At 72.9% G+C, this 12,451-nt stretch carries 9 protein-coding genes and 2 pseudogenes; 3 read left to right on the top strand and 8 right to left on the bottom strand.

Annotated elements, in window-relative coordinates:
- Nucleotides 1-189 precede the first annotated feature (189 nt).
- A pseudogene (gene aztB, locus L1857_RS13760) lies at nucleotides 190-1,017 on the bottom strand (zinc ABC transporter permease AztB); the annotation flags it as partial.
- A 264-nt stretch (nucleotides 1,018-1,281) separates the two neighbouring features.
- Here aztB and aztA point away from each other — a divergent pair.
- The 3 genes from aztA to L1857_RS13745 all read left to right on the top strand — a co-directional run bounded on the left by aztA (nucleotide 1,282) and on the right by L1857_RS13745 (nucleotide 3,292).
- A complete protein-coding gene (gene aztA, locus L1857_RS13755; protein ID WP_249465246.1) occupies nucleotides 1,282-1,986 on the top strand; it encodes a zinc ABC transporter ATP-binding protein AztA in 705 nt (234 codons plus the stop codon).
- Nucleotides 1,987-2,003: 17 nt separating this feature from the next.
- Complete coding sequence (locus L1857_RS13750) at nucleotides 2,004-2,819, top strand: class I SAM-dependent methyltransferase (protein WP_094005227.1); 816 nt, start codon at nucleotides 2,004-2,006, stop codon at nucleotides 2,817-2,819.
- Between the two features lie 164 nt (nucleotides 2,820-2,983).
- Nucleotides 2,984-3,292 (top strand): STAS domain-containing protein, encoded by a 309-nt coding sequence (locus L1857_RS13745; protein ID WP_094005228.1) that lies wholly within the window; start codon nucleotides 2,984-2,986, stop codon nucleotides 3,290-3,292.
- 53 nt (nucleotides 3,293-3,345) lie between these two features.
- On the opposite strand, the gene L1857_RS13740 is transcribed toward L1857_RS13745, so the two are convergent.
- From L1857_RS13740 to L1857_RS13710, 7 genes and pseudogenes are all read right to left on the bottom strand, one after another.
- Nucleotides 3,346-3,501, bottom strand: a complete 156-nt coding sequence (locus tag L1857_RS13740) for a DUF6131 family protein (protein WP_094005229.1) — start codon at nucleotides 3,499-3,501, stop codon at nucleotides 3,346-3,348.
- A 164-nt stretch (nucleotides 3,502-3,665) separates the two neighbouring features.
- A complete protein-coding gene (locus L1857_RS13735) occupies nucleotides 3,666-5,246 on the bottom strand; it encodes a gamma-glutamyltransferase (protein WP_249465245.1) in 1,581 nt (526 codons plus the stop codon).
- A complete protein-coding gene (locus L1857_RS13730) occupies nucleotides 5,246-6,571 on the bottom strand; it encodes an MFS transporter (RefSeq protein ID WP_094005231.1) in 1,326 nt (441 codons plus the stop codon). Before L1857_RS13730 ends, L1857_RS13735 begins: the two co-directional genes overlap by 1 nt.
- 16 nt (nucleotides 6,572-6,587) lie before the next feature.
- A complete protein-coding gene (locus tag L1857_RS13725) occupies nucleotides 6,588-7,679 on the bottom strand; it encodes an NAD(P)/FAD-dependent oxidoreductase (RefSeq protein WP_116114300.1) in 1,092 nt (363 codons plus the stop codon).
- Complete coding sequence (locus L1857_RS13720; RefSeq protein ID WP_116114302.1) at nucleotides 7,676-8,701, bottom strand: Gfo/Idh/MocA family protein; 1,026 nt, start codon at nucleotides 8,699-8,701, stop codon at nucleotides 7,676-7,678. Before L1857_RS13720 ends, L1857_RS13725 begins: the two co-directional genes overlap by 4 nt.
- Nucleotides 8,702-8,863: 162 nt before the next feature.
- Nucleotides 8,864-10,267 (bottom strand): annotated as a pseudogene (locus L1857_RS13715) (hydantoinase B/oxoprolinase family protein); the annotation flags it as partial.
- An 80-nt stretch (nucleotides 10,268-10,347) separates the two neighbouring features.
- On the bottom strand, nucleotides 10,348-12,393 hold the full coding sequence (locus L1857_RS13710) for a hydantoinase/oxoprolinase family protein (protein ID WP_249465243.1): 2,046 nt from the start codon (nucleotides 12,391-12,393) through the stop codon (nucleotides 10,348-10,350).
- Between the last annotated feature and the right edge of the window lie 58 nt (nucleotides 12,394-12,451).

The raw sequence follows: 12,451 nt of genomic DNA, 5'->3' as shown, positions 1-12,451 counted from the left end.
GGCCAGCTCGGTCGTCTGCTCGGTGATCAGGTCGAGCACGTGGACCGCGCCGTTCCGGTCGGCGATCACGAGCCGCGGTTGCGCCTCGGCGGTTTCCTCGGCGCCTTCGACATAACCGTGCGGCGGCTCGGCGGGCGGCGCGGGCTCCGCGGCGCAGGCCGCGAGCGGGAAGGCGGCGAGCAGGGTCAGCGTCCTGCGCGGCACGCGGTCGCGCAGCCGCGCGGCCAGGGCCGACAGCCCGAACAGGGCCACGGCCACCGCGGCGATGGTCGCACCGGCGGCGGTCCCCCAGTGCCAGGAGATCAGCAGGCCGGCCGTCGTGGCGAAGGCGCCGAGCAGCGCGGCCGTCAGCATCACGACCGGCACGCGCCGCGCCCAGTACAGCGCGGCCGCCGGCGGCGCGACCAGCAGGCCGAACACCAGCAGCGTGCCCACGACGTGGAAGGACGCCACGATCGCGAGCGTGACCAGGCCGAGCAGCGCGGCGTGCGCCCGGCGCGGGCGGAGACCGAGGGTGTGCGCGGTGCGTTCGTCGAAGGTCAGCGCGACGAACGAGCGGTGCCCCAGCAGCGCGACGATCGCGGCCACGGCCAGCGCACCGGCCAGGAACAGCAGGTCGCGGTGGCCGACGGCGAGGACGTCGCCGAACAGGAAGCCGGTGAGGTCCACCACGAACGACTGCGAGCGCGAGACGATGATCACGCCGAGGGCGAGCATGCCCACGAACAGCAATCCGATGCTCGTGTCCTGGGAGATCCGGCGCGACCGGCCCAGCGCGGTGACCCCGGCCGCGATCGCGCCCGCGCTCAGGGCCGCGCCGAGCACCGGGCTGCCGCCGAGCAGGGCCGCGATCGCGACCCCGGGCAGCATGCCGTGCGACATCGCGTCGCCGAGGAAAGCCAGTCCCCGCAACACCATCCACGTCCCGGCGAGCGCGCACACGCCCGACACCAGGACCCCTCCCCACCAAGCCCGCTGAACGAAGGACACCTCGAACGGGGCGATCAACCACTCCACAGTGGGTCACCCTATAGTGAAAACGATTATCGTTACAAAGGTGAGGTGGCATGACGCGGAGCACAATCCGGACCGGCGCGGCCCCGACCGGCGGCTTCGGGCGGACGGCTCAAGAAAGGCGAGCCGCGATGGCCGGGAGCACAACCCCCACCGGGACGGCCCTGACCGGCGTGAACACCTCCGGGAAAGGCGAACTGCCATGACTCACAGCACGACCCGCACCAGCACGACCCCGAGCAGTGTCTCCGGGAAAGGCGAACTCCCATGACCTCCACCACCACCACCACCACCCGCACCGGCGCCACCCTCAGCCGGATCTCCGCCGGATACGCGCGGCAGATCGCGCTCCACGAGGTCTCCGCCGGGTTCCCGGCCGGCGCGGTCACCGCCGTGGTCGGCGCCAACGGCTCCGGGAAGTCGACCGCGCTCGGGGTGCTCGCCGGGATCGTCCGGCCGGTCGCGGGTGAGGTCGAACGCCCCGCCGGGCGGCCGGCGCTGGTGGTGCAGCACGACACGGTGCCCGCGCTGCTGCCGATCACCGTGCGGGAGACCGTCCGGATGGGACGCTGGGCCGGCCGGCCGTGGCGGCGGCTGTCCCGTCAGGACCGGGCCGTGGTGGACCAGTGCCTGGCGCGGCTCGGCGTGGAGTCGCTCGCCGGGCGCCGGTTGTCCGCGCTGTCCGGCGGGCAGCGGCAGCGGGTGCTGGTCGCGCAGGCCCTCGCGCAGGAGGCGGGCCTTCTCCTGCTGGACGAACCCACGGCAGCCCTCGACGTGCCGGCACGGGAGACGATCTCCGCAACGCTCCGCGAGGTCGCCGACAGCGGCGTGACGGTGGTGCACGCGACCCACGACCTCGCCGAGGCGCGGCGCGCGGATCACTGCGTGGTCCTGGGCCGGGGGCGCATCGTCGCGGAAGGGCCACCGGCGGAGGCGCTGAGCCGGGAGAATCTGTTCGACGCGTGGCACTGAACCGAGAAGGAGCAACCATGAATCCCGAGGCCGTCGCGGGTGTGTTCACCGCCGCCCGATCGGAGTTCACCGCCTGGTCGGCCCGCCTGTGGCGGCCGCTCGGCGAAATCCTGACCGCGGTGGCGCGGCCGCGGCCCGGCGAGCGGGTGCTCGACGCCTGCTGCGGCGCGGGAGCCTCCGCCATCCCGGCCGCCCGCGCCGTGGGACCCGAGGGCTCCGTCGACGCCGTCGACATCGCCGAGGGCCTGCTCGACGAGGGCCGCCGGGAAGCGGCCGCCCTCGGCCTGCACTCGCTGCGGTTCACCGCCGCCGACGTCCTCGCCTGGCCGCACGACGGCTACGACGTCGTGCAGAGCTCGTTCGGCGTGTTCTTCTTCCCCGACATGGACGCCGGCAGCCGCCACCTGGCCGGGCTGCTGCGCCCGGGCGGCCGGTTCGCGGTGAGCGCCTGGCGCGCCGACGGCATGGCCCGCATCGTCCCGATCGGCCGCGCCGCCGCGCTGCCCGACAACCCCGGACTCGCGGACGCGCCCGAACGGCCCAACCACAGCCTGCGCATCGACACCGCGGACAAGCTCGGCGACTGGCTCTCGGGCATCGGCCTGCACGACGTCGAGGTGCGGGAGGTTCACTACGTCCAGCCGCTGCACCCGGACGACGCCTGGACGTTCTACCTCGGCTCGGCGATGCGCGGCTTCGTCACCGGCCTGTCCCCCGACGCCCTGGCCCGGGTCCGCGACCGGTTCGCCGAGGGCCTGCGCGAGGCCGGACTGGGCACCCTCGACGCGAGCGCGCTGATCGGCGTGGGTCGAACCGCTCTCCCGGCTCGGTGAAGCCGGGGCGCTTCAAACGCCCTGGCGGGCCGGCTTCCGCGCGGTGACCACCTGACTGATCACCGCCTAAACGCGCCCGCCCATCACTGGATCCGGTGAATCCGCACCGGGATGCCTCCGCGGAGGTTGAACCGTGTTCAGACTGTGCGGGGAGGTGAGGCCGCGTGACGGACTCCGGCCGGGCGGAAGTGGACATCCGGACGGCGGTACTGGACGACGAGGTGGTGCGGGTGCGCGTCGCCGGCGAGGTGGACCTGCTGACGGTCCCGTCGCTGGCCGAGGCGCTCGCGGCGGCCGGGCGGCTGTCGCCCCGGCTCATCGAGGTCGACCTGTCCGCAGTGGACTTCCTGTCGGTGTCCGGCGCCGCGGAGCTGGCCCACACGGCGGCCCGGATCCCGGTGCAGGTGGGGCCGGCCAGCCACGCGTCCCGGGTGGCGCTCGCCGCCGCGGGACTGGGCCACCTGCTGGCCTGACGACGTGCCGGTGCCGGCCCCCGGACGGAGGCCGGCACCGGATGGAGCCCGGATCAGAACCAGTGCGCCCTGCCACCGACCTTCCGGCCGGTGCCGCCGAGAATCGCCAGCACCGCGCCCACGACCAGAAGCACGATTCCGATCGTCCAGATGATGTTGATGCCGGTCAGCAGACCGACGATGAGCAGGATGACGCCAAGAACGATCATGGCAACTCTTTCTGCCGGCAGGACGGGCCGCGCCGCCGGTCCTGTTCCGATGGGGACCGGCCAGCGATACCCGAACGGGTGATGGCGCAAACCCGGAAACCACCCGTGTGGCGCGAAGTTGCTGCGTCGCGACCACAGCGTTGCGCCACGTAGACCAAGACCGGTCAGTAACCCTCCGCCGCGCCGTTCCGGCGAGGGTCCGCACAGGACCGCAGCAGCCCGCCGTCCAGCGTCACGCCCTCGAAGTTGCCGGTGAGCGAGTGCCACGGCCCGAGATCGCGCAGCCACAGCCCGCGTTCGGCGCACCGCCGCCGGAACTCGCCCGCCACCGCGGGCGCGAACCCGTGCTCCAGCGTCACGCCCGGCAGCCACCCCGCCGCGGGTTCGTGCGGCCGCACGCCGAACCGCGGGGCCGCCACCGATTCCTCGATGGACATCCCGAAGTCGAGGAGGTTCACCAGGTTCTGCAGCACGCACGCGACCAGCGACACCGACGGCGACCCGGACGCCAGCACCGGCACCCCGTCCCGCAGCACCAGGTTCGGTGCGAGGTACACGGTGGCGCGCTCGCCGGGCCACGGCATGCCGCGCTGGAAGAACGACCCGCCGCCGGAGAGCTGGAACCCCTCGGCGAACAACCCGTTCACCCACGGCGACGCCATGTGCGAGTGCGTGACCGACGCGATGTTGCGTTGCTCGTCCACGACCGTGACGTGGATCGTGCCGGGCACCGGCACCGGCCCGGCCGGTGGCGGCGCGCCGAGCCGGTCCAGCCGCCGGGCCGCGAAGTCCTTGGACAGCAGCGTTCCCACGTCGGTGGCGGCGGTGCGGGGCGGCGCGTAGTACACCTCGTTGTGCACGGCCACCAGCAGGTCGAGGGTGTCCACGCAAGCGTGCGCCGGGCCCGGCAGGTCCACCAGCTCCAGCATGTTGAGCGCCTCGATGAGCTGGCACCCGCCGTCGTCGGGCGGCGCGGACGCCACGACCTCCACGTCCCGGTAGGTGCCACGCAGGGGCTCGGACCACTGCGACTCGTACGCGGCGAAGTCGTCGGTCGTGATCACCCCGCCGCCGCGGCGGCACTCGGCGGCGAACGCCCGCGCGAAGTCGCCCAGGTAGTAGTCCAGGTCCTCGTCCCGCAGCCGTTCCAGCGTGCGCGCGACCCGCTCCTGCCGCAGCGTCTGCCCCGGCGCGACGAGGCTGCCGCCGGGCAGGAACACCTCCCGCGCCTGCTCGTGGCACCCGAGTTCGGCGCGGTGCGCGTACATCTCGCCGAACAGGTAGGGGTTCACCGCGAACCCGTCCCGCGCCAGCTGGATGCCGTCCCGCAGCAACCGGCCCCGCGGCAGCCTGCCGAACCGCTCGTGCGCGGCGCGGAAGGCCGGCCACCAGCCGGGGACCGGAACGCCCCGGCCGGTGGTGAGGTCGGCGCCGGTGAACCCGGGCAGCGGGGCGAGCGGCGCGGCGACGTTGCCGTTGAGGTAACTCGCCTCGCCGCGCGCGCCGTCCCAGTGCAGCATCTCCAGTCCGCCGGTCAGCGCCGTCATGTGCGGTTCGGCCACCAGCTGGGTCGCCGCCGCCGCGAGCGCCGCGTCGGCGGCCGTGCCACCGTCGCGGAGCACGTCGAGCCCGGCCCGCACCGCGAGCGGGTGCGAGGTGACCACCATGCCGCGCTCGGCCTCGACCGGCTCCTTCGGACCGTAGGCGGCCGCGCGGGCCAGCGCGTCGGCGGTGCGGGCGTCCATCAGGCCTCCGCCAGCGTCTTGCGGCGCTGCTCGTCGACGGCGGCCGGCATCGCGAACAACGCCACCAGGATCGAGACGGCGCAGATCGCGGTCATGTACCAGCCGAACGCGGCGTTGGTGCCGGTGAGGTCGAACAGCCACACCGCGATCAGGCCGGCGGTCGAGCCCAGCGCGGTGGTGCCGATGTTGTAGTTGAGCGCGGACGCGCTGGCCCGCACCTCGGCCGGGAAGCTCATCACGTAGGCGGTGGTCAGCGGCGCGCCGACGAAGTTGTTGATGAAGGTGAACGCGACCACCGCGACCACCGCCAGCCACAGCGAGCCGGAGCCGATCGCCAGGAACGTCGGCACGGTCAGCACGACGAACAGGCCGTAGCCGACCACGAGCGGGATCCGCGCGCCGTGCTTGTCGGCGAGCTTGCCGCCCCAGATCGCCGGGATCGGGCCGATCGCGTAGGTCAGCAGCGAGGCGAGCAGCGCGTTGTTCTCGGCGAACCCGGCCTTGACCATGGCGGTGACGAAGTAGGCCTGGATGACGAACGACCCGACCCGCTGCCCGGCGCCGAGGCCGATGGCGCGCAGCATCGCGCCCCAGTGCTCGCGCACCGCGGTGCGGAACGGAGTCTGCTTGACCTTGCTGCGCTCGGCCAGCTCGGCCATCTCCTTGAACTGCGGGGTCTCCTCGACGTGACGGCGGATGTAGATGCCGACCAGCGCCATCGGGATCGACAGCAGGAACGGGATGCGCCAGCCCCAGTCGTTGAACGCCTGCGCCGGCATCACGGAGATCACCAGGTAGGACACCAGGGTCGCGAGCAGCGGACCGACCGAAGTGGACGCCACGGACAGCCCGGCGAGGTAGTTGCGCCGGTTGCCGCGCTCGTGCTCGAAGATGAAGTTGGCCGCCGTGGTGTACTCGACGCTGGCCCCGATGCCCTGCAGGACCCGGCAGAACAACAGGATCATCGGCGCCGCGATCCCGATCGCCGCGTACGTGGGCAGCAGGCCGATCCCGGCGGTGCCGACGCTCATCACCGCGATCGTCAGCAGCAGCACGAACCGGCGGCCCTTGATATCGGCCAGCGGGCCCAGCACGATCGCCGCCAGCGGCCGCAGCGCGTAGGACAGCACCACACCCGCGTAGGTCGACAGCAGCGCGGCGGTGGCGTTGCCCTCGGGGAAGAACTGGCGGGAGATGATCACGGCCAGCGTGCCGTAGAGGCCGAAGTCGTAGTACTCGACGACGTTGCCGAGCATCGCGGACATGATCACCTTGCGCCGCGAGCGCAGGTCGGTGGCGGGGGCCCGCGTGTCGTGGTCGGTCACGGTTCTCCTTGCGGGGTCAGGGCCGGAAGCGGTCCGGCCGGAAGGGCGCCAGCATCGGGTGGGGCTCGCCGGTGCGGATCTCGCCGGCCAGCAGCTCCCCGGCGATCAGGCCGAGCGTCGCGCCGGAGTGGGTGAAGGCGAGGAAACACCGCGGCACGGCGGACAGCTCGCCGAACACCGGCTCGCCGTCGCCCGGGATGGGCTTGCGGCCGAGCTTCCAGGACGCGGCGGTCAGCGTGACCCCGCCGTCCAGGAGCGCGGAAGCCTCGGCGGTGAGTTCCTTGACCACCGACTCGTCGATCACGCACGTGCCGTCGGCCGCCTCGGTGATCCGGTCCTCGTACCAGTGGTGGTCCAGCGCGAACGTGCCGCCCGGGTTGGGCCGCAGCGCGACGCGCGGGGTGTTCAGCACAGCGGTCACCGCGGTGTCGGCGGGTTCGGTGAGCACGAGCATCGACAGCGGCGAGGCGTCCGGAATGGACACCCCCAGCTCCGCGACCACGGACGAGGTGGCGGCGCCACAGGCGACCACGACGGCGTCGGCCGCGAACCGCCGCCCGCCGGTGGTGGTCACCCCGGTGGCCACTCCCCCGGCGGTCGTGACGCTCGCGCGCCCGGCGCCGGTGACGATCTCGCCGCCCAGCGCGGTGAACTCCGCGGCGAGGTGCTCGATCAGGTGCGGCAGCGAAACCCAGCCCTCGCCGGGGTTGTGCACGGCCACCTCGGGGATCGCGTCCGGGGCGAGACCCGGGTGCGCCGAGACCAGTTTCGAGTCGTAGCCGTGCGCGACCTCGGCGCGGTGCCGCTCCCGCATCGCGTCCTGGTCGAGACTCCAGTGCAGGCCGCCGTCGAAGCGGAGCCACTCGCGGGCCGGGTCTTGCGCGAAGAGCGTGCGGTAGCGGTCGATGCCGGCCATCCGCAGCGCGTGGTAGGCCGCCGAGCGGGTCCCGGCCGAGTTGAGCCAGGACAGCGACCGCCCCGACGCGCCGTCGGCCAGTTCGCCCTCGGTCACGAGCGTCACGGCCACGCCGTCGCGCTGCAGGTGCGTGGCCGTGGAGACGCCGAGAACGCCCCCGCCCACCACGACGACGTGCTTGGCTGCGGTCATCGGGAAAGATCCCCCTTCCGGGCGTGTGCCCGCTCGATGATGCGAAGAACGTCCACCGCGTCGCGCGGGTCGACCGGTGGCTGCCCGCCGCGGTCGATCGCGGTGGCGAGCAGCCGGTAGAACTCGCCGTAGTCCCCGGGTTCCGGCTCGACGCGCCGGGTGTTCCCGCGGACGCCGAGCGTGCCCCAGTGGTCTTCCGGTTCCCGGCCGAAACCGTCGTCGCCGGGACGGGCGCCGCTCTTGAGCGCGTCCTCCTGCGGGTCCAGGCCGTGCTTGGTGTAGCCGGCCCGGTCGCCGAGGACGTGGAACCGCGGCCCGGGCAGGGCGGCGAGGCCGGACATGAACAGCCGCGACCGGGTGCCGTTCTCGTGGGTCAGGACGACGAACGTGTCGTCGTCGGCGTCACCCGCGCCGCGGCGGGCGAGGTCGGCGTGCACCCGCTCGACCGGGCCGGACAACTGGATGGCCTGGTCGATCAGGTGGGTGCCGAGGTCGTAGAGGATGCCGCCGCCCTGCGCGGCGCTTGCGTGCGCCTTCCAGTCGCGTGGTCCCTGCGGCTTCCACCACTCGAACCGGGACTCGAAGGTGTGCACCCGGCCGAGTTCGCCGTCCTCGACCAGCCGCCGCAGGGTGCGGAAGTCGCCGTCCCAGCGGCGGTTCTGGAACACCGTGAGCACGCGGCCGGCGCGGCGGGCGTGCTCGATCAGCGCCTCGCCCTGCGCGCTGGTGACGGTGAACGGTTTGTCCACCACCACGTGCAGGCCGTGGTCGAGCGCGGTGGCCGCGAGTTCGGCGTGCGTGGCCGGCGGGGTGCCGATGACGACCAGATCGAGGTCCCGGGTGAACAGCTCGCCGGGTGTGGCGAGGACGGTCGCCTGTGGATACTCGGCCTCGGCGTGCGCTGCCCGCTCCGGGTTCCCGGTGACGATGAAGTCGAGCGAGAAGTTCTCGTCGGCGGCGAGGAACGGGGCGTGGAAGATCCGCCCGGACACGCCGAAGCCGATCACCGCGGTGCGGATCATGCTTCCACCCCGTAGGTCGTGCGGGCGCGTTCCGCGGAGATGCGGCCTTCGGCGACGTCGCGGCGGACCTGGTCCGGGTCGCGTTCGGACGGTGGCCCGTAACCCACCGGCGCCCGCGGTCAGGATCGACACCCGGTCGCCGGGCTGCAGCCGGGTGTAGCCGTGCTCGACGGGTTGCGCGCCTTCGGACAGCTCGACCCCGGCGCTCGCGCCCGGGCCGCCGCCGAACAGGCCCCACGGCCGCGACCGCTGCCGCGAGGTGTCGAGCCAGAAGTGCACGTCGGTCTCCTCGACGCGGACGGTGCGCCGGATGCCCATGCCGCCGCGGGTGCGGCCGTCGCCGCCGGAGTCGTCGATGAGCGCGTACTCCTCCACCACCAGCGGGTACTCGGTCTCCAGCGCCTCGACCGGCAGGTTGCTGGTGTTGGTCATGTGCACCTGCACGCCGTCCATGCCGTCCTTGCCCAGCCGCGCGCCGCACCCGCCGCCGATGGTCTCCAGGTAGACGAAGTAGCGGCCGGTGCGGCTGTCCACCCCGGAGAAGTGCACGCCGGTGTTGGCGCCGTTGCTCGCCGCGGTCACGGTCTCCGGCACGGCGGTGGCGAGCGCGCCGTGGATCAGGTCGACCACGCGCTGGCAGGTCTCGCTGCGGCCGTTGACCGCGGCGGGTTCGACGCAGTTGAGCACCGAACCACGCGGGGCGTTGATGGTGACCGGCCGGTGCAGCCCGGCGTTCGGGACGATGTCCGGGTCCACCAGCGTCTTGAGCGAGTAGTAGACCGCCGCGTACAGCGCGGTCCACACGACGTTGACGCTGGCCCGGACCTGCGGCGGCGCGGTGAAGTCGAAGGTGACCTCATCGCCGTGCACGGTGACGGTGACGCCGAGGTCGAGTTCGTCGTCGAGTTCCGGGCAGTCGAAGCGGTCGGTGAAGGTGTACGTGCCGTCGGGCACCTTCGCGATCGCCGCGCGGGTGCGGCGCTCGGTGTAGTCGAGCAGCGCCGCGGCCGCCGCGACGAGCGTGTCGCGGCCGTAACGCCCGGCCAGCTCGGTGTACCGGGTGACGGCGAGCCGGTTCGCGGCGATCTGGGCACGCAGGTCGGCCCGGCGCTCGTGCGGCACCTGGCAGTTGAGCAGGATCAGCTCGAACAGGTCGGTCTGCAGCTCGCCGCGGCGCATCAGCCGCACCGGCGGGATCCGCAGCCCCTCCTGGAAGATGTGCGCGTGGCCGCGGTCGCCGAAGTCGGCGTGGTGGGCCAGGTTCGCCACCCACGCGGTGATCTCTCCGTCCAGGAACACCGGCGACACCAGCACGATGTCGGGCAGGTGCGAGCCGCCGCCGGTGAACGGGTCGTTGCCGATGAACGTGTCGCCGTCTTCGATCGTATCCGCCGGGTAGCGGCGGGTGATCTCGTCGACGATGCCCATCAGCGAGCCCAGGTGCAGCGGCGAACCGCCCTCGTCCTGGGCGAGCATCCGGCCGGCGGCGTCGAACAGTGACGCGGTGCAGTCACGGCGTTCCTTGATGTTGGTCGAGTAGGCCGCGCGCACCAGCGTCTCGCCCATCTCCTCCACGATGGACGACAGCGCGGAGCCGATCACCTCGACCAGCACGGGGTCCTGCATGGTCTTCCCTTCCGTGTGGGTCATCGGCCCACCGTCACGACGAGGTTGCGCAGCTCGTCGACGACGGCGGTGTCGCCGGGGAGCAGCAGCGTGGTGGTGTCCATCTGCTCGACGACCGCGGGGCCGTCGATGCGGTGGCCGGGTGCCAGGAGCCTGCGGTCGTACACCGGGCAGGCGGTGAACCCGCCGCTTTCGGGCAGGTAGACCTCGCGGGTGGCGCGGATCGCGGCGCTCGCGTCCGGGTCGCCGAGCGGCGCGCGGTGCAGCTGGGCGCGGGCGACCTCGCCGATGGCGCGCAGGCGGAAGGTGACCACCTGCACCGCGTCCTCGGCCGAGGAGTAGCCGTACATCCGCTCGTGCTCGGCGGCGAACCGCTTGGTCAGCTGCGCGACCGTGTCCGCGGTGATCTCGCCCTCCGGCACCGGCACCGGCAGCTCGTGGTTCTGGCCGGCGTAGCGCATCTCGGCGAACCGCTCGACGCGGCGACGCTCGGCCGGGACGTTCTCCTCCGCCAGCCAGGCCGTCGCTTCGGATCCCAGCTCCGCGAACACCCCGGCGACCACGTCGTGGTCTGGCGGGGAGATGCGGGTGCGCAGGAAATCGGCCCGGATGTCGGTCATCAGCAGACCGGCGGCGCACTGCGCGCCGGGCGTCTCGGGCACCAGCACGGTGCGCATGCCCAGCTCGCGGGCCAGGCGCACGGCGTGCAGCGGACCGGCGCCGCCGAAGGGCACCAGGACGTAGTCGCGCGGGTCGTAGCCGCGCTGCACGGAGATGACGCGGATGGCGCGGGCCATGTTGGCGGTGATGACCCGCACGATCCCCTGCGCCGCGTCGAGCACGTCCATCCCCAGTGGACCGGCCACTGTGGACACCGCGGCGCGGGCCGCTGCGGCGTCGATCTTCATCCGGCCGTCCAGCAGGTACTCGGGGTTGAGCACGCGCAGCACGACGTTGGCGTCGGTGACGGTCGGCTCGGTGCCGCGGCCGTAGCAGGCCGGTCCCGGGTCGGCGCCCGCGCTGCCCGGGCCGACCTTGAGCGCGCCGCCCGCGTCGATCCACGCGATCGAGCCGCCACCGGCGCCGACGGTGTGGATGTCCAGCATCGGCGCGCGCACCGGCCTGCCGTCGATCTCGGTGCCGCTGGACGACTTGGGCACACCGTCCTGCACGAGCGAAACGTCGGAGGAGGTGCCGCCCACGTCGAAGGTGATGATGTCCGGGTATCCGGCGGCGCGGGCGATCTCGGCCGCGCCGACCACCCCGGTGCTGGGGCCGGAGAGGACCATGCGGGAGGGCATCCGCTCGGCCGTCTCGAACGGGATGATGCCACCGTTGGACTGGGTGACGTGCGGGGTGGCGCGCAGGCCGAGTTCGCTCAGCCGGGTGCGCAGCCGGGCCAGGTAGCGGGCGACCACCGGGCCGAGGTAGGCGTTGACGACCACTGTGGACAGACGCTCGTACTCGCGGAACTCCGGCAGCACCGCCGACGACACCGACACGTGCACGCCGGGCAGCTCCTCGGTGAGGATGCGTTCGGCGGTCCGCTCGTGGGCCGGGTCGACGAAGCTGTAGAGGAAGCAGACCGCGACGGCTTCCACGTTCTGCTCCCGCAGCTCGCGTGCGAGCGCGCGGACCTGGTCCTCGTCGAGGGGGCGCTCGACCCGGCCGTCGTGGCGGACCCGCTCGTCCACCTCCAGCCGCAGGTCCCGGGGCACCAGGGCGGCGGGCTTGTCGGCCTGCAGGTCGTACAGCGAAGGACGCCGGCCCCGGCCGAGTTCCAGCAGGTCGCGGAAGCCGGCGGTGGTGAGCAGGCCGGTGCGCGCGCCGCGTTCGGTGAGCAGCGCGTTGGTGCCGACCGTGGTGCCGTGGGCGAAGTAGCCGACGTCGCCGAGGTCGCGTCCGCCGATCTCGTCCAGCAGCTGGGACACCCCGGTCACGATCGCCCGTCCGGGGTCGTCGGGGGTGCTGGACACCTTGCGCACGTACAGGCGTCCGGTCTGCTCGTCGAGGGCGCAGACGTCGGTGAACGTGCCACCGGTGTCGACGCCGATCCGAAGTGTCATGTGCTGGGCCTCGCTTGAGTGAGAACCTTCTCAGTACCTGTTGGGTGAGAACCTTCTC

Source organism: Amycolatopsis thermalba, assembly GCF_023376025.1.
GTDB lineage: Bacteria > Actinomycetota > Actinomycetes > Mycobacteriales > Pseudonocardiaceae > Amycolatopsis_E > Amycolatopsis_E thermalba.
This window is presented reverse-complemented; position numbering and strand designations above follow the sequence as displayed.

What these genes read in the sequence shown, in the direction of transcription:
- aztA (WP_249465246.1), top strand. Translation starts at nt 1,282, where the DNA reads ATGACCTCCACCACCACCACCACCACCCGCACCGGCGCCACCCTCAGC.
- L1857_RS13750 (WP_094005227.1), top strand. Translation starts at nt 2,004, where the DNA reads ATGAATCCCGAGGCCGTCGCGGGTGTGTTCACCGCCGCCCGATCGGAG.
- L1857_RS13740 (WP_094005229.1), bottom strand. Translation starts at nt 3,501, where the DNA reads ATGATCGTTCTTGGCGTCATCCTGCTCATCGTCGGTCTGCTGACCGGC.
- L1857_RS13735 (WP_249465245.1), bottom strand. Translation starts at nt 5,246, where the DNA reads ATGGACGCCCGCACCGCCGACGCGCTGGCCCGCGCGGCCGCCTACGGT.
- L1857_RS13725 (WP_116114300.1), bottom strand. Translation starts at nt 7,679, where the DNA reads ATGACCGCAGCCAAGCACGTCGTCGTGGTGGGCGGGGGCGTTCTCGGC.
- L1857_RS13720 (WP_116114302.1), bottom strand. Translation starts at nt 8,701, where the DNA reads ATGATCCGCACCGCGGTGATCGGCTTCGGCGTGTCCGGGCGGATCTTC.
- L1857_RS13710 (WP_249465243.1), bottom strand. Translation starts at nt 12,393, where the DNA reads ATGACACTTCGGATCGGCGTCGACACCGGTGGCACGTTCACCGACGTC.